This window comes from Nocardia brasiliensis (assembly GCF_011801125.1).
In the GTDB taxonomy this organism is placed as follows: Bacteria; Actinomycetota; Actinomycetes; order Mycobacteriales; family Mycobacteriaceae; genus Nocardia; species Nocardia brasiliensis_C.
In genome coordinates, this window is record NZ_CP046171.1 from 4,502,713 (window position 1) to 4,521,144 (window position 18,432).

The following is an 18,432-nucleotide window of genomic DNA, read 5'->3' on the forward strand; positions in this document are numbered from 1 at the left end:
CAACAGTATATTTGGGAGCATTCTGGCAGTCGGCTACTTGATGTCGAGCTGTAGGCGGATGGTGCCGTCAGGGCTCACCGAGGCAAGGGCCTGAGCGATGAGTGCGGACAGGTCGATGCCGGGGACGGCGGTAGCGGCGCGGGTCAGCAGTGGTCCGATCACCGGGTAGAGGCGCTGCGCGTCGGGACCGATGCGGTCGAGGTGGTCGGTGAGCTTGGACACGAACGGGATCAAGCCGTTTCCTTCGGTATACGCATCAGGAACGGGGCGAGCGTCGAGGAGTCGCTGGAGAGACTTCACGACTTCGTTGACCTTGACGCCGAACTCGCCGAACTGCACCCCACCCTCGGCCATCTGGGCACCCGCGAGCGCGAGGTCGGGTCCGGGGGCCTGGGCGTTGGTGAGGATGTCCCGGATCTGCGGAGAGCGACTGATCAAGGTGGCGGCCAGCAAGTCCGAGGCGTGGGTGAGTTGCGGTATCACCGTTTCGGTGCCGTCGAGCGCCTGGGAGAAGGTCTGGACCAGCGAGGCGATGGCGCCTGGGTCGAGCTCGGCGAGCAGTGCGGTGACAGTGCGGGCGACTTCGGGAATGGATTTCGGCGTGCGGACTGCCTGGGTGTGGATGAGCTGGCCGTCTGCGAGGTATGGGCCGTCGCCACTGGCAGACCGGAAGTCGATATACGGTTCGCCCAGTGCCGAGAGGGTTTCGATCACAACCGTGCTGTCGGCAGGGATGCGCCGACCGGAGTCGATATCGAAGCGCACTTCGACACCACCGGCGGTATTGCGAACCGAGGTCACCTGCCCGACCCGCATTCCAGCCAACAGTATCGGTGAGCGCTGCGCCAGGTTGGCGGCATCGGGGATCAACAGGGTGGCCGAGGATCGTTGGGCGAACCAGTCGACCCTGGCGACACCGAACAACAGATAGGCACTGGAGACGAGGGCGATAACGGCGATCGCAGTCAATGAGAGAACGGAGCCTGGTTTGGGTGCTCTCATCTGACCATTCCGATCATGCGCAAGGTGGCCACGATCCGGTCGATCTGGTCCCCGGCGGGTATCGACTGCACCGGGTCGGCGGGATCGATGTGCACGCCGAGGACGTTCACCGCCGGCCGTTGCGACCAGGGAATGAGTTTGTCGCGCAGGAAGGCCACCAGGGCGTTCAGGTTCGAGGGCGCCGAAAGGTTCAACGGGCGTGCGGTGTTCAGCAGCATGGGCACGAAGGCGCGCGCGGCGGCGTCGCCCTGGGTGGCGAGTGGGGCGATCCATGCCAGTGCGTGCGCCAGCCCGCCCAGCGCGCCGATGACCCCGACGACGCCGATGAGTGATCGGGCGATCTCGGTGATGTCGACGACGCCGTGCGGGGTCAGGATCTCGTCGAGTCGATCCCGGTTGTCGAGGATGAGCCGGGCGTTGGTGTCGATCGAATCCAGGAAGGCGGTGATGGCGTCCTGGTCGGCGGCGATGTCGATGAGGTCGTTCTTCAGCACGTCTGCGATGCGCGCGGTCTCGGCCGGATCCGCGGGCAGCACCGTGTTGACTCGATTGACGATGTCCTGAGCCGCGTGCAGCGCGCCGCCGGAGACGAAGGTCGCCATTGCGGACAGGACGTCTTCGATCTGCAATGCCGGTTTGGTCTGCGCGATCGGGATGGTGTCTCCGGGCTCGAGCGTGGGAGTGGTTGTGCCGGTGGGGATGTCGAGGCCGATGTAGACGTCGCCGAGGATGGTGTCCTGTCGCAGCTGCGCGATCGTGGCGGCGGGCAAGGGCACCGCGCGCTCGATGTCCACCTCGGCGAGCACCGACCCGGGGCCGGTCGCGGTCGGGTCGGCGACTGTCACCGACCGCAACCGCCCGACCTGCGCGCCGTTGGCCATCACCCGGGCGTTCGAGGGCAGGTTGAGCGCGTCGGCGAACTGGATGTGGACCCGGTAGGTCGGTCCGTGCACTCCCGTGCCGGGCAGTGCCAGGTGCGACGCATCGATACCGCAACTCGATACCGGCAGTATCGTCGCCATGGCCACTGCGGCGATGACCAGTGTGCGCCGAATGATCCGGTATTCGGTCATCGCCCACCTCCCGTCAGGCCTAGCACCAGAGTGCTCAGATCGATCGATGCGAGACCGCCCGCGGCAGTGGCGCATTTGCCGGGAGCCAGGGCGTTCACCGCCGCACACACTTGATCAGCGTCCGACTGGACGAGTGCGGCCCTCGGTGCGGCGTAGGACACTGTCACGCGTCCGGTCTGTGGATCTGCGACATCCCGGAACCCCTGGGCGACAACGGGAATCATATCGATCAGCTTCTCGATGCTGCCGACGTGTGCGGCAACGAGATCCAGGAACGGCACGGATGCGTCCACCAGCGCAAGGATCGAGTCCCCGTACTTGGTGGTGATGTCGTTGAACCACGGCAGGATCACCACGAACGAGTTCACGATCTGCACCACCTGAGCCCACACTTGGTTCACCAGTTGCAGCACCGGGGACAGCCCGGACAGCATCTGCCGCAGGTCCCCCCACCCCTCGGCGACGCTTTTCGACAGCGAGGCCACGGTATCGATGAGTGAGCCCAAACGCGCGATCGAGGCATCCGGGGAGCGCAGTGCTGCGGCGAGTTGGGTGATCACCTTGTTGAGTTGCGGTCCGGTGCCCGCGGTGGCCCGATCGAATTCCGCTACCGCGGAACCGATCCGGTCACGCTCGGCCGGATCGCCGCCACCGTCGAGCTGATCGGCCAGTGCGGCAAGCGCGTCGAGGGTCTGGGTGATGCTCTTGGGCGTGGCGGTCTTGGTGACGCAGTCACGGGGTTTCCAGTCCGCTCCTTTGCCGCTGTGCACGGCCAGTCGACGATCGGCGACGATGGTGTCGGAAACCGTTGCGGCAGTGACTTCTCCGCGCAGCGGGCGGTCGGCGTCGACTCGGAAGTCGACACGGATCCCGCTGCCCTGGGCGCGGATCGCGGTGACTTCACCGACTTTGATGCCACGCAGGGTCACGTCGTTGCCGACGTAGAGTCCGATGGCATCGGGCATGATCGCGCAGTATTCGATGCGTTTCTTCAACGGCTCGGTGACAACGACACCGACCGCGGCGACAGCGAAGGCCAGGACTACCGCGCCGAGGAGGGACACGAATCCTCGCGAAGCGAACAGGCGACGCAGCATCAACACCCCTTTCCTGGGACCGGCACGCACACCGGCCGGGAGGTGATGGTCTGATCCGACTGATCCACCGCGACACCCTGCGGTGTGATCAGCGCGCGTAGGCGGTCGCCGGCCTGTGCGAGCTGATCGGCCACGCCACCGAGCTGCCGACCCAGTTGTTCCAGCTGTGGCCTGGCGGCCAAGATCCGGTCCGCGAGCGGCTCGAGTTGTTCGCGCCAGGCAGGCTCGACCGCGGCGATGCGCGCGAACAATTGCGAGGCAACCCGCAGCGCCTCGTTCACATCGGCGCGGCGGTTCAAGAGCTGGGTTTCCATCAACCCGATCCTGGACAGCATCGCGCCGATCACCGTGCGAGAGTCGCTGAGCATGCCCAGATACTCGTCGGCGATATCCAAGGCGCGGACGACGTCGTGATGCTGCTTGTCGAGTAATTCGGTCATCCTCGACAGCGCGTCGGTCAAGGTCACGATCGAAGTCGGGCTGCGTTGCAAGGACGCCGTGAGATCGGCCAGCGTGCGGCGCAGGGTGTCGCCATCGACGCCGGACAGTGGCCGCTGCGCGTCCTGGATGGCCTGCACGAGGCTGTAGGGCAGCCGGACCCGTTCGGCCGGAATCGCTGTCGAGCCGAGTGCGGCTCGACCCGCCGGGAACACCGCGAGGTAATGCCCGCCGATCGGGGTGAGCATGCGGATCTCGAGGCTGGTGTCGGCGCCGACGAACACGCTGTCGCGGACCGTGAAACTCATCCGCACGGCATCCTCGGTGAGATCCAGCGATTTCACCGCACCGACCGAGATACCGGCGATCCGGACATCGTCGCCGACTTTGACCGATCCGGCATCATCGAGCAACGCGGTATAGGTGTGTTTGCCGATCGGCAGGACGTAGAACACGGCACTCGCGACGAGCACGATCACCAACGCCACGAGTCCGGCGACGCCGAGCAGCCGCTGGGTGCGCCGGTCGGTATCGGTACCGTAGCGCACCTCACGCAGCCAGTGCGCCGCGGACTTCAGCCGTTGCATATCGATACCCTTTGCCCGGCAATAAGTACGGCTAGTGGAGCCGGTACCTCGGCCTTGCCGCCTGCGCAGGTCATATCGACGTGATTGTCGCGCGACGGAATGGTCGCGATCAGCGACTGCAACAACCCCGGCAGCATGTTCAGAAAGTCCACGGTCGCCTGCGGGTCTGGAAACAGCCGTCGCAGCGCGTCTTGCAGGTCCGGATTCTCGGGTTCGGTGAATCCGAGCCTGGCGAGCAGGCTGTTGAGCGGACCAAGCACCGAGGGTGCGACATCGACGAAATCCATCAGTCCTTCGAGCTGTTTCTGCAGGTTCACGAATACCTCGGAGATGCCCTTGATCAGCGTGGCAGTTTCGGGCGACTTGCCGCCGAGCTGGTCGGCGACGCGTTCGAAATTGCGCAGCAGTACCGAGATCACGGCCTGACGATCGGTCACGTAGCCCGACAGCTTCTGGATCGCGTCGAGGGTAACGCCGACCTTGGTGCCGTCGCCCTCGATGACGGCAATCGCGTTGCGCATGAACTGGTTCAGCGCGTCCGGCGAAAATTCCGCGAGCACCGGTTCCATCCCGTTGAACAGCGCAGTGATGTCGAACGACGGAATCGTCTGCTCCACACCGATAGTCGCGCCTGGCCTAACCCGCGTCCCGGCGGCACCGGGTTGCCTGATGTCGAGATACCGCTGGCCTGTGAGGTTCTGGTAGCGGATGGCCAATGTGCTGCTCCGATACAACGGCCGGTCCTTGTGCAGGCTGAACCGCACCCTGGCCTGCACACCGTCCAGCTCGATGCCGGTCACTTTGCCCACGGCGACGCCGAACATGCGCACATCGTCGTTCTGGCGCAGTCCGCTGGCATCGGTGAACACCGCATCGAAGCTATCGGTGCGACCGTTGACGGGACGTTGGATCACCAACACGATCCCGGCCAGCAGCGCCCCGATCAGCGCCGTGAACAATGCCAGCCGAATAACAACCGCGCGTGGCGATTTCGCTGCCCTCATCGTCCACCGCCAACCGACGTGGGGATCGCTCCCCCGAGCAGCGGCACCGCGATGCCGGGCACGGCGCGCATCAGGATGTCCACACCGACCTGCGGGCCGTCCGGTGTCGAGCCGAACGTGCGGTCGAGCCGATCGATCAGTTCGGACAGCTCGGCGTGGGAGCGATCCGGATCGGGCACGGTGCGCGCCAACTGGCCGAGCAGCACCGCGACTGCGTCCGAGTAGCCGCCCAGATATCGGTCCGCGGTCCCGAACAGCCGGCTCAGCTCGGGGAACAGCTGATCCACGACCAGCCCGACGCCGACATCGAATCGCGCGCGATCGTTACGCAGGACGTCGATGTGATAGACCTCGTTGATCAGTTTCACGAACCCGTCCCCGAAATTCGCGACCCCGTCGAGGAACGCCGCGTACTGCTCGGTGAGGAACGATGCGGGGTAACGCTGGGTATCGGCGACCGCGCGACTCACCCCGACCATCGCCTCGATCAGTGGGGCGAACGCCTGAAGGTCGGTGCCCAAGCGGGTCAGCATGTCGGTCAACTGCGGAGTCAGTACGGTCAGCGAGTTCTGGGACAGCAACCGCAGCAGACTGCCCATGGTGACGTCGTTGACGCGCCCGGCCGCAGTGAGGTCGACGACCGCTCCCTCGTGCAGCTCGGCCCCGCCCGGCCTGCGCCGGAGCACGATCTCGCTGATGCCGAACAGATTCGCCGGCGCGTACTCCACCTGCACGCTGTCGCTGAGCCCGAACAGCTGCGACCGATCCACCGCGAGGGTGATCAGTTGAGTACCGCCAGGGGTGCTGTCGACGTCGGTGATCCGGCCGACCACGACGCCATTGAGCCGTACCCCGGCACCGGCGACGATACCCTCACCGATGTGGCTGGTGCGCAGCTGCATTCGCATCAGACCGTCGTCTCGTTTTGCGGCGCAACCGTGCAATACCACCCCCGCCGCCACGACGAGGACCAACACGAGCACCCCCGCTCGCAGCGCGCCGCGTCGACTCGTCGATACCCCTGACAGTGCGTGGAAAGGCAAACCCCTCACCCCGAGAACGTGATCGGCGTGTTGATCCCCCACAACACGATGGTCAGCACCATGTTGAGCGAGATGATGGCGATGAAACTGGCGCGCACGGCCCGGCCACTGGCGACACCGACACCCTCCGGCCCGCCGGTAGCGAAAAAGCCCTGGTAGCAGTGGATCAGGATGACCGCGACTGTGAACACCAGCATCTTGATCGTCGCCGCCACGATGTCGTGCAGGTTCACGAACTGGAAGAAGTAATGGTCATACACCCCCGAGGACTGCCCATGCATGACGAGAACCACTGCCGCACTGGCGAAGTAGCTCAGCAGCAGGGCTACGAGAAAAGTCGGCACCGCACTGATCGCACCCGCGATGATCCGGGTCGTGACCACGAACGGCACCGATTTCAAGCCGAGCGATTCCAGCGCGTCGATCTCCTCGGAGATCCGCATGGACCCGATCTCGGCGGTCATTCGGCAGCCCGCCTGCGCGGCGAACCCGATGGCGGCGGCGATCGGCGCCAGTTCCCGAGTATTCGCGAACGCCGACACAATGCCCGTGAGCGGCCCGAGGCCGACCAGATTCAGCGCCGTGTGGCCTTGGATCCCCACGCCCGCACCGATCGCGATACCAAGTATCACCAGGACCGGCACAGTGCCGCCGCCGACGATGACCGAGCCGCGGCCCCAAGTCATGTCGGTAATCATGCGCATGGTCTGTGCGCGATAGCGGTGCAGGGTCAGGGGAATCGAGGCGAATGCCTGCCACACGAAAACGGCCGCGAAGCCCACCGTTTCGATCGAGGCCAGCACCCGGTGAGTCGACTGGTTGATACTGCGTAGCAGCCAGGGTGCATAGGGCGCGGCCATCATGCCACCTTCGTCGGTGAGAACATCGAAACCAGCTGTGTGATAGCGACATTCACGACCACGATGGCGACCACCGACAGCACCACCGATGCGTTCACACCGTCCGCGACCCCGCGCGGGCCGCCCTTGGCTTCCAGCCCGCGCTGGCAGCCGACGATGACGACCAGGAATCCGAAGATGACGGCTTTGCTCATCGAGATGGCGACGTCGGTCAAGGTGGCGAAGGCTCCGAAAGTCGCCCAATAGCTGCCCGGTGTCACTCCCTGCAGGCCAGTGGCCACCGCGTATCCGGCGAGCACACCGACAAAGATGATCAGTACGTTCAGCAGCGGCGCCACGACGAGCATCGCCACCAGCCGGGGAATGACCAGACGGTGCACCGGGCTGATACCCATCACCCGCAGCGCGTCGATCTCCTCGCGGACCGATCTCGCCCCGAGATCCGCGGCGATGGTCGCGGTGCCCGCACCGCCTAGCAGCAGCCCGGTCGCCAGCGGTGCGCCCTGCTGGATGACCGCGAGCCCACCGGCCGCGCCCAGCAACGAATCAGCGCCCAGTTGATGAATGAGATTGCCGACCTGCACCGACACCACCACACCGAACGGCACCGCCATCAGCACGGCCGGAATCGCGGTGACAGTGACCAGATACCACGCTTGCCGCGCGGTTTCGGTCCACTGGAAACGGCGAGCGATGACATCTCCGACTGCACCGCGCAGCGATTCGACGGCCAAGGCCACCAGGCGTCCGAATGTCTCGAGGCCGGACAGTGCGGTGGCGCGCAGATTGTCGCGTAGCACCGCGGCCACACCGCCATCCGACCGAGTTGCTTCCCCTCGCCGGCCAGGTGGGCGAATGCGACTGCGGGTGGTGCGTCCGCTCACCCTCACGCCGGTCACGCCGCCGGCATGTCGGCGACAGGGCGGCGCTCGAACTGGCTGGAATCGAGGACGTTTCGAATGAATCGCCCGATCTCCACAACGGCCGCGCGAGCATCCGGCAGCACGTCCGCCCCTGCCTGAAAGACGTGGATGGCACGGTCCCAGATCTGCAGGGTGCACGGCACAGCCGCTTCCCCACAGCGCCGGGCCAGCGATTCGGCATCGGTCAACAACACCTCGGTCGAGCCGACCTGGATCAATGTCGGTGGCAGGCCGGTGAAATCGTGGTTGACCGGTGACCAAGACGGGTCGAGCGCACCGTCGCGCCCCAACCCGACCAGCGCAGGAACCGATAGCGAGTAGGCCGACAACATGGCATCGGTGCGATCGTTCGGATGTCCTTGCCGCGCAGTGGGATCGAAATCCGCCCACGGCGAGATAGCCACGATGGCACCAGGGACCGGCAAACCGCCATCGCGCGCGGCCAGCGCCGCGGCGAACGATAGCCCACCGCCCGCGGAATCACCTACGAACACGATTCGATCTGGACTGAATCCCCGATCGAGCAGGCTGCGGTACGCCTGCACGGCGTCCTGGACCGACATGGTGACATGGGCTTTGGGCAGCTGCCGGTAATCGACGACCAGGGCGGGCAGTCCGGCGGCTCGTGCGATCCGCGCGGCCAGCCGCCGGTGACTGTGCAGGCCACCGGTGATGAAGCCGCCGCCGTGGAGGTAGAGGATCGCACCACGTCCTGCATCATCCGGTCCGGGGATATCTTTGTGCCACAGCCATTCCGCCCGGAAATCGGGGTACAGCATCGCTCGCCTGCGGGTGCCTCGGGCAGGGCGCAGTGGCAACACGATCAGTTCCGCGACATTGGCGATCCGGAACGCCGGTGCCCCGCGCAGCGGTCCGCGTTCGCCGAGGATCGCGATCATGTCCAGCCCGGGGCGGATGGTGACCCGGAACAGCGCGTGTGCTGCCCGCAGCAGCAGGCTCGCCCGACTGGCCAGTTCGATCTCGACTGACGCGACACGATGTGCCGCGGGTGTGGTGGCAGAGGTGCTCATGCCGAAACCTCCTGCGGGAGTTGGCCTTCGTAGCGGTAGTCGTCGAGCGGGAATTTGCGGTTGCCGCGCGCGGCTTCGAAGAAGCCCGACGGGCGCACATAAGTGGTGTCACCCTGGGAGTTTCGGTAATAGGTCGGCACATGCCCGTTGAGCTCGGACAGGTAGTAGCGCAGTGGCTCGGCGCGCTCGTAGACCTTGCGATGGTAGGCCTCGGCTGCCTCCTTACGGATCTCGCAGACCTGCGCCTGGCGCCGGTGGGTCTCGCTGATCGCCCGGATCGCGTGGTCCGCGGTCATCTCCACGAAGGCGTGCCAGCCCGAACCGGTCCACGAGTACGGTCCGCACAGCGTCCACCGATTGGGCAGCCCGGGGACCGAGACGCTCTCATACGCCTGCAATCCTTCCTCGTTGTAGAACTTGGCGAGGTCGAAACCGTGACGGCCCACCACGGTTCCCGGCCGATAGGTTTCCGGGTCGGAGAACACCTCGTAGCCGGTGGCCAGGATCAGCACATCGAGTTTGTGCAGCCCTCCGTCGCGGGTCTTGATGCCGGTCGGGGTGATCTTCTCGATCGGATCGGTCACCAGCGACACGTTGGCACGGTTGAACGTCTTCAGGTAGTGATTGGACATGGTGGGTCGCTTGGCGAGCAGCCCGAAATTCGGTGTCAGTTTCGCGCTGGTCTCGGAGTCGTGCACGACTCTGGCCACATACCTGCGGTAAGCGCGGATGCAGAACGCATCAGCCCGAGCCAGCGCCGAATGCGAAGTCCGCAATACTGCGCGCAGCACCAGATCGACCGCGACGAGGACGCCCCCGTGAATGGTCGCCTGCAGACCTGGCGTGCCGAGCACCTTCTTCATCACCGCGGGCACCCGGAAATCCGGCTTGGGCACCGACCACACCGGTGTGCGCTGATACACGGTCAGATGACCGACCTGCGGCGCGATGGCGGGAACGATCTGCACCGCACTGGCGCCGGTGCCGATGATGCCGACGCTCTTGCCGCTCATGTCGTAGTCATGGTCCCAGTCGGCCGGGCGCTGTACCTTGCCCTTGAACGACCGCGCGCCCGGAATCCCGATGTCCTGCTTCGGCCGCACGAACGCACCCACCGCGCTGATCACGAACCGGGCGGTGATGATGGACCCGTCACCGGTGTGCAGCTTCCACACGCCAGCCGTGTCGTCCCACTCCTCGCGCCCGACGGTGGTGTTGAACCGCAGCCGCGGGTACAGCCCGAACTTGTGGGCGACATCGACGTGGTATTGCTTGACCTCCTCGCCTTGGGCGAAGAAGCGGCTCCACTTCGCGTTGCGCGCGAACGAGTACTGATAAGCAAGCGTCGGAATGTCGACCCCGATACCCGGATAGTGGTTCTCGTGCCAGCTGCCACCGACATCGGCGGCACGCTCGATGATCACGAAATCGTCGATTCCCGCCTTGCGCAGCTTCACGCCCGCAGCGATCCCGCCGGGCCCCGCGCCGATGACGGCGACCTCGAATTGCGGTGTGCTGGAAGTCACGGCGATGCTCCTATTTCCCGGTCAGGCGAGTGAGCGCCTTCGTTGCCAGGGGGATGACAGATTCGATCCGCTCGAACGACGCGCGTGCGAGTAACTCGCGAGCCAGGCTCGGCGAGAGCCGGAACAGGCCGTACATCACCCAGGACTCCGGCGCGACCGGCACGACGGCCCAATTCCGGCGCACCGACCGTTCGATCACCCTGGCCACCTTCTGCGGCGAGGTATACGCGTAGCGCTGCATCCCACCCGCGGTAGCCCGCCAGGCTGCCTGCTGTTCCTCCGAGAGCCCGGCGCGCTCACCGTTGGCGAGCAAGTTCGTGCGGATGGCACCCGGGCAGATCGCGGTGACACCGATTCCCTTGCCGCGCAATTCCACTCGCAATGCCTGCGAGGCCATCAGCACCGCCGATTTGGCGACTCCGTAGGCGGGCTCAAGCTTGGACGGGAAGTACGCGGCGGCCGAGGAGAGGTTCACGATATGACCGCGCACCCCGGCGTCGACCATCTGCTGTGCGAAGACGCGCGATCCGTAGACCACGCTCATCAGGTCGATGTCGATCTCCCGTTGCCACTGCGCCGCAGCCATTTCGACGAACCCGCCCAGGTCCATGACACCCGCGTTGTTGATCAGCACCTGCGGCACACCGAATTCGACACGCACCCATTCACCGAAGAGCTCCCACTCGTCCTCGCTGGACACATCCAACCGGTAGGCCACGGCCGAGCCACCCGCAGCGGTGATCTCCTCGACGGTCTCGTCCGCACCCTTGGTATCGATGTCGGCAACGATGATCCGAGCGCCCTTGGCGGCGAACACTTTCGCTGTCTCCCGCCCGATACCCGCGCCCGCGCCGGTGATGATCACGGTCTTCATCGCTTGCCTCCGAACAACCTGCCGGACAGCTCGACGACCTTGTCCGACAGCGACATGGTCACCAGCCCGCACGCACCGCGCATCAGGCTCGGCGAGAGTCGGTACAGGAACCAGCCGAACCACGCTTCGATGCCGACCGGAACGGTAGACAGGTTCCGCCGCACCCCGCGCTCGATGGCGGCGGCGACCTTCTCTGGGGAATGGCCGAAGTGCTTGTGCCCGGCGGCGAGCTTCGAGGTCCACGCCGAGCTGTCGCGTTCGCTGACGCCGCCGCGCGTTCCGTTGGCCGCGAGGCTGGTCCGGATCAGGCCAGGACAGATCGCGGTGACGCCGATGCCCTGCTGACCGAACTCGGCACGCAGCGCTTGGGTGCCGAACCAGGCACCGGCTTTCGCCGTCACATAGGACGGTCCCAGCGGTGTCGGCAGGAACGCGCCGACGGAACAGACGTTGACGATGTGTCCGCGCACACCGGAGTCGGTCATGCGCTGCACGAACAATCGCGACCCCACCAGCGGGCTCATCATGTTGATCTGGATCATCCGCCGCCAGTCGGCGTTGGTCTGGTCCAGAAACCCGCCGGCGATCAGGATGCCCGCGTTGTTGATCACGACCTGCGGCACGCCGTACTCCGCACACACCCAGTCTGTAAAGCTCTCCCACTCGGCCACATCTGCCACATCCAAACGGCGGAAAACCGCACGGCCGCCGTCTTTTTCGATGAGGTCGACTGTCTCGGAGCCGGTCTGGACGTTGATGTCGGCGACGATCACCGTCGAACCTTTGCTCGCGAATCGCCGCGCAGTTGCCCGTCCGATGCCGCTGCCGGCGCCAGTTACCACCGTCACCCCGCTGTCCGTCGCCTCCTTGCGGCGCCGGTCGGTGTGTACATCGGCCATACAGCGACTCCTTTGTCGGCCATCAAGACTTGCCAGATTTGAATAGTAAGACATTTCAGATTGCGTTGCAATCCTAAAGATGGCAAAAGAAATCCCGTCCGCCCCACAACCCCGGGCCGACGGGAGTCGCGAACCATGAAGTCCGCCGATGCGCTTACGCCTTCGTGGCGTCACCTCGTTCGAAATCGGTTGCCCACAGCCGGATCGTCCGGATCAGCAGGTCGACCAGCTGCTCGTCGTCGATCGCGCCGAGCGTCCGCCCCAGCGCCAGACCCGTGCCGGTCGCGAGAATCGCGTTGACAGCGATGTCCTTGGACGTCTGATCGACGCTGAACGGCAGCGCCGTGGCCAGCACCGTGCCGAGCATGTTGCGGCCCATCTCGATATGCCCGATCGACACCGCCAGCTGTTCGGAATTCTTATGGACCGCAAGGGCATACTCGGCAGCCAACGCCACCAGGCCCTCCGCCGCCACCAGGTGCTTGAACCAGTCGGCAAGAGACTCGAGCTGCGCGTCGAACGGCCCGCCGGATTCGGCCACCTTCGCGATCAGCTCAGCGAAAGTCCGCATGTAGCACCGCAGCAGCACCTCGGCGCAGAGATTCTCCTTGCTGGAGAAATTGGCATAGATCGCCCCTTGTGTGCGCCCTGCGGCCTCGGCGATCTTGGCCACCGTGGTGGCGTGGAATCCGAGTTCGAAGAACAGTTCCTCGGCCGCGTCGAGAACCTCCTCGCGCGTGCGCTGCTGAGACTCCGCGCGAGTCATCCGCCTGCGCTCGGCTGGCATTCCCTATCCCTTCGTCAGTGCTGATCGCCTCTGATTCTATGCGCCCGACCTACCGCCGGCGCCACGGCCGCGTTGCGTCCCCAACAAAGATTGCATTACTATCTGAAAACTATCGCCATCTGAAAAAGGCGGCATCGACGACGATGTGGAGGTTTCGATGACCGACGGCCCAGACCTCGCCGCCCATCACTCGCATGAGCCGACGACAATCGCCTCCGCGCACGAACGAACCCGAGTTCTGCTGGATCCGACACGTTGCCGGTACACGGCGACCAGCGTCGACGGGTATCTCGATGTCCTCGGGCCGCGGCCGCCCGCCGCTCGAGGCGTGGGCCAGCGGCTCATGCGGACCCGCCTGTATGCCGGCGTCTATCAATGTGGGCGACCGCTGGGATTGCGGGTGGCAAGCCTGCTCGAGGCGCCAGGCCGCGATGCCGACCGTCACCGGATGGCTACTCGGCTCGGATTGCGAGCGGATGCGACCGTGCTGGACATCGCCTGCGGGCCAGGCAATTTCACCGGATGGTTCGGTTCTCGAGTAGGCCCGCAGGGTCTGGCCGTCGGCCTGGACGCCTCGCGCACGATGCTGGCCAGGGCGGTCGCCGACAATTCGGGCCCGGCCGTCGCCTACCTGCACGGCGATGCCGAACAACTGCCGTTCGCCGACGGGGTCGCCGACGCTGTCAGCTGTCTGGCCGCCCTTTACCTGATCAATGAACCGTTCCAGGCCATCGACGAGATGTGGCGGGTGTTGAAGCCGGGCGGGCGGCTCGTGATCCTCACCAGCCTCGCGCCCGGCGGGCGCCGCGATCGGGCACCTATCGCCGCAATGGAGAAGGTGTCCGGCGTGCGCATGTTCGGACGTGACGACATCACCGGCCACCTAAGCGGCCTCGGCTTCACCGATATCGAACAGCTCACAGCCGGTCTCGCGCAGACCGTCATGGCTACCAAACCAGCAAGGGAACCATCATGATTCGAGCCACCGTCGAGCGCATCATCCCAGCCCCTCCGGAGGTGGTGTTCGCCGCCGTCGCGGATCGGGAGAACCACCACAGAATCGTGCCCGGCGTTCGGGGACGGGTACTGCGAGAGGGATTCACCCAGCGGCAAGGGCTCGGCACCCTGCATCGGATCGGGTTGTTCGGGCGTGTTGGTGTTGTCGAGCAGGTCGTGGAATTCGATGCGCCGAACCGCTTCACCTATCGGCTGGTCAGTGGTGTGCCGTTGGAGAATCATTTCGGCGAGTTCGAGTTCGATCCGGTCCAGGAGGGCACGCTGGTCACAATGACCATGCGCACCGAGCCGCCGGTCCCGCTGCCCACCGTGCCGGCAGGGCGGGCGTTGGCGGTAGGTCTGCGCCTGTTCCTCTTCGGGTTGCAACGCGCGGCTCTGCAACGGATGTGAGCGCGCATGGCCGGTATCGCACGTGTTGGTCGACTGAATATTATTGTCCGGCAACGACATTCCAGGAGAATCTCCGATGACGACCGATAAAGTCTTGACACCGGGCGGAACAAGTAGAGCCGCCCGTTCGGTGGCGATTCCGCTCTCTACCATGGCGTGGTCCGCGGCCACGATCGCGCTGGTCGCTGTCGCCGTCACCTTGGCGGGGTTGCTTTTCAGCGCTCGAGGTGAGCTGTCGGATCGCGCTGCCATCGTCGCCGCTGACAAGCGGGCCGAGCAGGTGGCCAGCGACTACGCCGTCGGTGCGGCGACAGTGAACTTCGCCGACTTCAACACCTGGGTGGGCAAACTCAAGGCCAACACCACTCCGGCGCTGGCAGGCAAGTTCGAGGCCACCGCACCCAAACTGCAGGACATCCTCAGCCCGCTCAAATGGACCTCCACCGCCACCCCCATCACGGCAAAGGTGATGTCGGAGTCCGGTGGCGTCTACAAGGTGAACGTCTTCGTCAACGTCACCTCCACCAATGCCCAGCAACCCGAAGGCACACAGACCACGGTCACCTACAACGTGAGCGTCGACCGCAACGCCGACTGGAAGATCACCGACGTCGGCGGCATGGATGGGGCTCTGCCGCTCAAGTGAGCCGCCACTCGGCGATCACCTTGCCCAGCTCCGTTTCGGGAGGCTCGTTGTAGAGCCACTCTCTGGCGATGCGATGCCAATTGGCCGTGGCCCGCAACTGCCCGAGGACAGCCATGGCCATGAAATCGGCCCGACGGGAGAAGAAGTGATCGGCCGGCCAATGGTCGATAGTGTTCACCGCCGGTCGCACTCCCCGGGGATCGAAGGTAGCCACCATCGCGGCCGTCGCTAATTCTGTTGTCACCGTGATCTTTTCGTCGATCAAACACAATTGCGCGGCGGTATCGACGTAGTCGAGGCAGTCCACTACGGTCAGCCCGGAGTCCGGCTGCACAATCCCGCGCCCGACGAACAAGTCGTACAGGTCCGCGGCGCGCCCCTCGGCGGCGGCGCGCAGACATTGCCGCTCGAACTCGACATGGCTCGGCTGCATCACCTTGTACAGCCCGAAGTCGACGAAACCGACCCGCCCATCCCGGCCGAGCAGCACATTGCCCAGATGGGGATCCCCACAGAACTCGTTGTCGCGAAACAACGAGCCGATATAGAAGCGGTAGACCAGCTCGCCGATGCGATCGCGCTCCTCGTCGGGTAATCCACGCACCGTCTCGAAAGACACGCCCTCGAAAAACTCGCTGACCAACACCCGCCGAGACGAGTGCGCCACGATCGCGTCCGGCACCACGATAAAAGGATGTCCGCGAAACCGTTGCGCCAGTCGATGTTGCACTCGCGCCTCGGCGAGATAGTCCAGCTCGTTCGTCACACTGAGCTGTACCTCGTCGACAAGAGCATTGTGCGCGAACGCCGGCAGATGGGCACTCAACGCCTTGGCGAACATCGCCATCAATCGCAGATCGGACTGTACCGCCTTGTCGATTCCCGGATACTGCACCTTCACCGCGACATCGCGGCCATCGAGCAGGCGTGCGCGATGCACCTGCCCGATCGATGCCGATGCGATGGCGCACTCGTCGAATTCGCTGAACACCGTCTCCAGCGGTCCCAGATCAGCCTCGATTACCTGACGAATAGCCGAGAACGGCAGCTGTGGCGCGTCGTCTCGCAAACTGGCCAACCGAGCCTGCACCCGCTCCCGCTGTACTGGCGGCAACATCTCCAACTCCAGCATCGACAGCGTCTGTCCTAGTTTCATGGCAGCGCCCTTCATCCCCCCGAGCACCACCACCAGCTGATCGATCGCCGACACCATCAGACGCTCGTTGAGCAACTCCTTCGCGCGCTCCGACCGGCCGATCACCGACAAACGGCTACCAGCGGCCCGCAACGCCTGCCCCGCAGCGACTTTCCCCAAGGCCCGGCCCCGAGCCACCCGCCCGGACGGAATCTTGGGGACCGCGCTGTCCCCGCCGGATCTGCGGGCCATCAATCCGCACACCATCCCACCGCAGACCTCGACCCACAGCTGCACGCACAACAGTCGATTCCGCTCATATCCCCAACCCTAACCGCCAGCTGCGCTGCCGAGACGCACTCGCCAACAGCTCGACATAGTCGCCAGCGCTTCGGCCTCACCGGCCCTTTCAGACCTTCCCGGACTGACTGGTTCGATGGCGCTGATGGGTGTCCGGTGTCACATCTCGGATGCTTGACCTTGATATCGGTCTCGAGGTTTAGCGTCGTTGTCGGGAGTTCTGGCCAATGCTCTACCAGCGCATTAATCCGGACAAGGAAGTGTGATGAAAGATCAGCCCTCGTTTCTGTTCGAACCGGTGACGCTGGGTGCCCTGCGGCTGGCCAATCGGATGGTGATGGCCCCCATGACTCGCTCCCGTGCGCTGCCCGACGGGCAGCCACACCCAGCGGCCGCGACGTATTACGCACAGCGCGCGTCCGCGGGTTTGGTTGTCTCGGAAGGTATTGCGATCTCCCCACAGGGCATCGGAAATCCGTCGGTTCCAGGCCTTTGGACCAACGCTCAGGCTCAGGCATGGCAGACAGTCACCAAGGCAGTGCACCAGGCAGGCGGGCTGATCGTGGCCCAACTCTGGCACACCGGGCGGGCCTCGCATTCCAGCCTGCAACCTGACAATGAATCTCCGGTAGGACCGTCGGCAATCGCGATCAATGGCATGACGTTTGCCCGCCACGGGCGGGTTCGGTACGAGACACCGCGGGCACTACGCACCGAGGAGATACCCGGCATCGTCGAGCAGTATCGTCAGGCCGCTGGCCACGCGCTCACCGCCGGCTTCGACGGGGTGGAATTGCATGGTGCCAACGGCTATTTGATCGACCAGTTTCTGCAGAACAGCGCCAACCAGCGCGGCGACCGCTACGGCGGGCCGGTGATCAATCGGACCCGGCTGCTGCGGGAGACCCTGCACGCATTGGTTTCGATATTCGGCCCGGATCGGGTCGGGGTGCGACTCTCGCCTGCCAGCACGTTCCAGGACATGACCGACTCCGATCCAATCGGGCTGTTCACTCATGTCTTCACTCAGCTCACACCGTTGAATCTGGCCTATGTGCACGTGGTCGAACCCGGTGTGATCGGGGCGGATTCGGCGCCACGCCCGGCTGATGCCATCGATAGCCGGTGGGTAGTTCAGCATTATCCGCATACCGTGATCGCCGCTGGCAATTACGACAAGGCCAGTGCCGAACAGGCGCTGTCTGCGGGTGTTTCCGCAGTGGCCTTCGGGCGGAGTTTCCTGGCCAACCCGGACCTGCCTCGACGTTTCGCCCTCGACGCCGCACTGAACTCACCGGATCGGGAGACCTTTTACCAAGGAGGTGAACGTGGCTACATCGACTACCCGTCACTGGCGGCCGAGAATCACTAACGCGGCACGGCAGAGTGCCTGCGGGTCAATCAACTGTGGTGGGCGGGGTCTTCATCTGCTCGAGAAAGGCTCGGATGGCTCGGCGATTGCTGGTCAAATAGACGATCTGATCGTCGATTCGATCTAGTTCTTCCTCGAGTGCGGCCTCCAACTGTTGGTCGACCACCCCGCAGGCGTATATATGCGGCTCCGGGCCGCGTACACAGGGAAGAATCTGACCGATGAGCTGCGTTGACAGACCTGCCTCCAACAACCCGCGTATCTGGCGCACCCGCTCTACGGCGTGTTCGGGATAAATACGGTACCCATTGGACTGCCGCTGCGGGTGTAACAGATTCTGCTGCTCGTAATACCGGAGCAGGTGGGCCGCTACGCCTGTCCGGTGGGCCAGTTCCCCGATATGGATCCCCGCCATCGCATGTACCGCC

The 18,432-nt window shown here is 64.8% G+C and carries 19 protein-coding genes; 4 read left to right on the forward strand and 15 right to left on the reverse strand.

Annotation, left to right across the window (positions count from 1 at the left end):
* Positions 1-33 precede the first annotated feature (33 nt).
* The 13 genes from F5X71_RS20225 to F5X71_RS20285 form a co-directional block, all read right to left on the reverse strand.
* The gene (locus F5X71_RS20225; protein WP_238815350.1) at positions 34-924 is read right to left on the reverse strand and encodes an MlaD family protein; all 891 of its coding nucleotides are present in this window, start codon (positions 922-924) and stop codon (positions 34-36) included.
* A gap of 74 nt (positions 925-998) precedes the next feature.
* Positions 999-2,075: an MlaD family protein gene (locus F5X71_RS20230; protein ID WP_238815351.1), complete on the reverse strand. Its 1,077-nt coding sequence runs from the start codon at positions 2,073-2,075 to the stop codon at positions 999-1,001.
* A complete protein-coding gene (locus tag F5X71_RS20235; RefSeq protein ID WP_238815352.1) occupies positions 2,072-3,139 on the reverse strand; it encodes an MlaD family protein in 1,068 nt (355 codons plus the stop codon). Before F5X71_RS20235 ends, F5X71_RS20230 begins: the two co-directional genes overlap by 4 nt.
* 32 nt (positions 3,140-3,171) lie before the next feature.
* On the reverse strand, positions 3,172-4,197 hold the full coding sequence (locus F5X71_RS20240; protein WP_167463457.1) for an MlaD family protein: 1,026 nt from the start codon (positions 4,195-4,197) through the stop codon (positions 3,172-3,174).
* Positions 4,185-5,201: an MlaD family protein gene (locus F5X71_RS20245; protein ID WP_167463458.1), complete on the reverse strand. Its 1,017-nt coding sequence runs from the start codon at positions 5,199-5,201 to the stop codon at positions 4,185-4,187. Before F5X71_RS20245 ends, F5X71_RS20240 begins: the two co-directional genes overlap by 13 nt.
* Positions 5,198-6,109, reverse strand: coding sequence for an MlaD family protein (locus tag F5X71_RS20250; protein ID WP_167463459.1), 912 nt, complete (start codon positions 6,107-6,109; stop codon positions 5,198-5,200). Before F5X71_RS20250 ends, F5X71_RS20245 begins: the two co-directional genes overlap by 4 nt.
* Positions 6,110-6,249: 140 nt before the next feature.
* Positions 6,250-7,107, reverse strand: coding sequence for an ABC transporter permease (locus F5X71_RS20255; RefSeq protein ID WP_167463460.1), 858 nt, complete (start codon positions 7,105-7,107; stop codon positions 6,250-6,252).
* On the reverse strand, positions 7,104-7,913 hold the full coding sequence (locus tag F5X71_RS20260; protein ID WP_238815353.1) for an MlaE family ABC transporter permease: 810 nt from the start codon (positions 7,911-7,913) through the stop codon (positions 7,104-7,106). The genes F5X71_RS20255 and F5X71_RS20260 overlap by 4 nt, the downstream gene beginning before the upstream one ends.
* 86 nt (positions 7,914-7,999) lie before the next feature.
* Positions 8,000-9,058: an alpha/beta hydrolase gene (locus F5X71_RS20265; RefSeq protein ID WP_167463461.1), complete on the reverse strand. Its 1,059-nt coding sequence runs from the start codon at positions 9,056-9,058 to the stop codon at positions 8,000-8,002.
* Entirely contained in the window at positions 9,055-10,584 is a 1,530-nt protein-coding gene (locus F5X71_RS20270; protein ID WP_167463462.1) for a flavin-containing monooxygenase, read from the reverse strand. Before F5X71_RS20270 ends, F5X71_RS20265 begins: the two co-directional genes overlap by 4 nt.
* A 10-nt stretch (positions 10,585-10,594) precedes the next feature.
* On the reverse strand, positions 10,595-11,458 hold the full coding sequence (locus tag F5X71_RS20275; RefSeq protein ID WP_167463463.1) for an SDR family NAD(P)-dependent oxidoreductase: 864 nt from the start codon (positions 11,456-11,458) through the stop codon (positions 10,595-10,597).
* Complete coding sequence (locus tag F5X71_RS20280) at positions 11,455-12,357, reverse strand: SDR family NAD(P)-dependent oxidoreductase (RefSeq protein WP_167463464.1); 903 nt, start codon at positions 12,355-12,357, stop codon at positions 11,455-11,457. Before F5X71_RS20280 ends, F5X71_RS20275 begins: the two co-directional genes overlap by 4 nt.
* Before the next feature lie 154 nt (positions 12,358-12,511).
* Entirely contained in the window at positions 12,512-13,144 is a 633-nt protein-coding gene (locus F5X71_RS20285; RefSeq protein WP_167463465.1) for a TetR/AcrR family transcriptional regulator, read from the reverse strand.
* A gap of 448 nt (positions 13,145-13,592) precedes the next feature.
* Here F5X71_RS20285 and F5X71_RS37050 point away from each other — a divergent pair, with 448 nt between their 5' ends.
* The 3 genes from F5X71_RS37050 (at position 13,593) to F5X71_RS20300 (ending at position 15,197) form a co-directional block, all read left to right on the forward strand.
* Positions 13,593-14,120 (forward strand): class I SAM-dependent methyltransferase, encoded by a 528-nt coding sequence (locus tag F5X71_RS37050; RefSeq protein WP_238815355.1) that lies wholly within the window; start codon positions 13,593-13,595, stop codon positions 14,118-14,120.
* Positions 14,117-14,551, forward strand: coding sequence for an SRPBCC family protein (locus F5X71_RS20295; RefSeq protein ID WP_167463467.1), 435 nt, complete (start codon positions 14,117-14,119; stop codon positions 14,549-14,551). The genes F5X71_RS37050 and F5X71_RS20295 overlap by 4 nt, the downstream gene beginning before the upstream one ends.
* Before the next feature lie 151 nt (positions 14,552-14,702).
* Positions 14,703-15,197, forward strand: coding sequence for a hypothetical protein (locus F5X71_RS20300; RefSeq protein ID WP_167463468.1), 495 nt, complete (start codon positions 14,703-14,705; stop codon positions 15,195-15,197).
* Here the strand turns inward: F5X71_RS20300 and F5X71_RS20305 are convergent.
* Positions 15,190-16,584: an ABC1 kinase family protein gene (locus tag F5X71_RS20305; RefSeq protein WP_167466594.1), complete on the reverse strand. Its 1,395-nt coding sequence runs from the start codon at positions 16,582-16,584 to the stop codon at positions 15,190-15,192. The two genes, F5X71_RS20300 and F5X71_RS20305, sit on opposite strands and share 8 nt — an antisense overlap.
* A 313-nt stretch (positions 16,585-16,897) precedes the next feature.
* On the opposite strand from F5X71_RS20305, the gene F5X71_RS20310 reads away from it, so the two are divergent.
* Positions 16,898-18,004, forward strand: coding sequence for an alkene reductase (locus tag F5X71_RS20310; protein ID WP_167463469.1), 1,107 nt, complete (start codon positions 16,898-16,900; stop codon positions 18,002-18,004).
* 25 nt (positions 18,005-18,029) lie between these two features.
* Here the strand turns inward: F5X71_RS20310 and F5X71_RS20315 are convergent, their stop codons facing one another.
* Positions 18,030-18,419, reverse strand: a complete 390-nt coding sequence (locus F5X71_RS20315) for a MerR family transcriptional regulator (RefSeq protein ID WP_238815356.1) — start codon at positions 18,417-18,419, stop codon at positions 18,030-18,032.
* Positions 18,420-18,432 lie beyond the last annotated feature (13 nt).

Excerpts from the sequence above, each read along its gene's own strand:
- F5X71_RS20230 (WP_238815351.1), bottom strand. The coding sequence starts at position 2,075 with ATGACCGAATACCGGATCATTCGGCGCACACTGGTCATCGCCGCAGTG.
- F5X71_RS20240 (WP_167463457.1), bottom strand. The coding sequence starts at position 4,197 with ATGCAACGGCTGAAGTCCGCGGCGCACTGGCTGCGTGAGGTGCGCTAC.
- F5X71_RS20245 (WP_167463458.1), bottom strand. The coding sequence starts at position 5,201 with ATGAGGGCAGCGAAATCGCCACGCGCGGTTGTTATTCGGCTGGCATTG.
- F5X71_RS20250 (WP_167463459.1), bottom strand. The coding sequence starts at position 6,109 with ATGCGAATGCAGCTGCGCACCAGCCACATCGGTGAGGGTATCGTCGCC.
- F5X71_RS20255 (WP_167463460.1), bottom strand. The coding sequence starts at position 7,107 with ATGATGGCCGCGCCCTATGCACCCTGGCTGCTACGCAGTATCAACCAG.
- F5X71_RS20265 (WP_167463461.1), bottom strand. The coding sequence starts at position 9,058 with ATGAGCACCTCTGCCACCACACCCGCGGCACATCGTGTCGCGTCAGTC.
- F5X71_RS20275 (WP_167463463.1), bottom strand. The coding sequence starts at position 11,458 with ATGAAGACCGTGATCATCACCGGCGCGGGCGCGGGTATCGGGCGGGAG.
- F5X71_RS20280 (WP_167463464.1), bottom strand. The coding sequence starts at position 12,357 with ATGGCCGATGTACACACCGACCGGCGCCGCAAGGAGGCGACGGACAGC.
- F5X71_RS20285 (WP_167463465.1), bottom strand. The coding sequence starts at position 13,144 with ATGCCAGCCGAGCGCAGGCGGATGACTCGCGCGGAGTCTCAGCAGCGC.
- F5X71_RS37050 (WP_238815355.1), top strand. The coding sequence starts at position 13,593 with ATGGCTACTCGGCTCGGATTGCGAGCGGATGCGACCGTGCTGGACATC.
- F5X71_RS20295 (WP_167463467.1), top strand. The coding sequence starts at position 14,117 with ATGATTCGAGCCACCGTCGAGCGCATCATCCCAGCCCCTCCGGAGGTG.
- F5X71_RS20300 (WP_167463468.1), top strand. The coding sequence starts at position 14,703 with ATGGCGTGGTCCGCGGCCACGATCGCGCTGGTCGCTGTCGCCGTCACC.
- F5X71_RS20305 (WP_167466594.1), bottom strand. The coding sequence starts at position 16,584 with ATGGCCCGCAGATCCGGCGGGGACAGCGCGGTCCCCAAGATTCCGTCC.
- F5X71_RS20310 (WP_167463469.1), top strand. The coding sequence starts at position 16,898 with ATGAAAGATCAGCCCTCGTTTCTGTTCGAACCGGTGACGCTGGGTGCC.
- F5X71_RS20315 (WP_238815356.1), bottom strand. The coding sequence starts at position 18,419 with ATGGCGGGGATCCATATCGGGGAACTGGCCCACCGGACAGGCGTAGCG.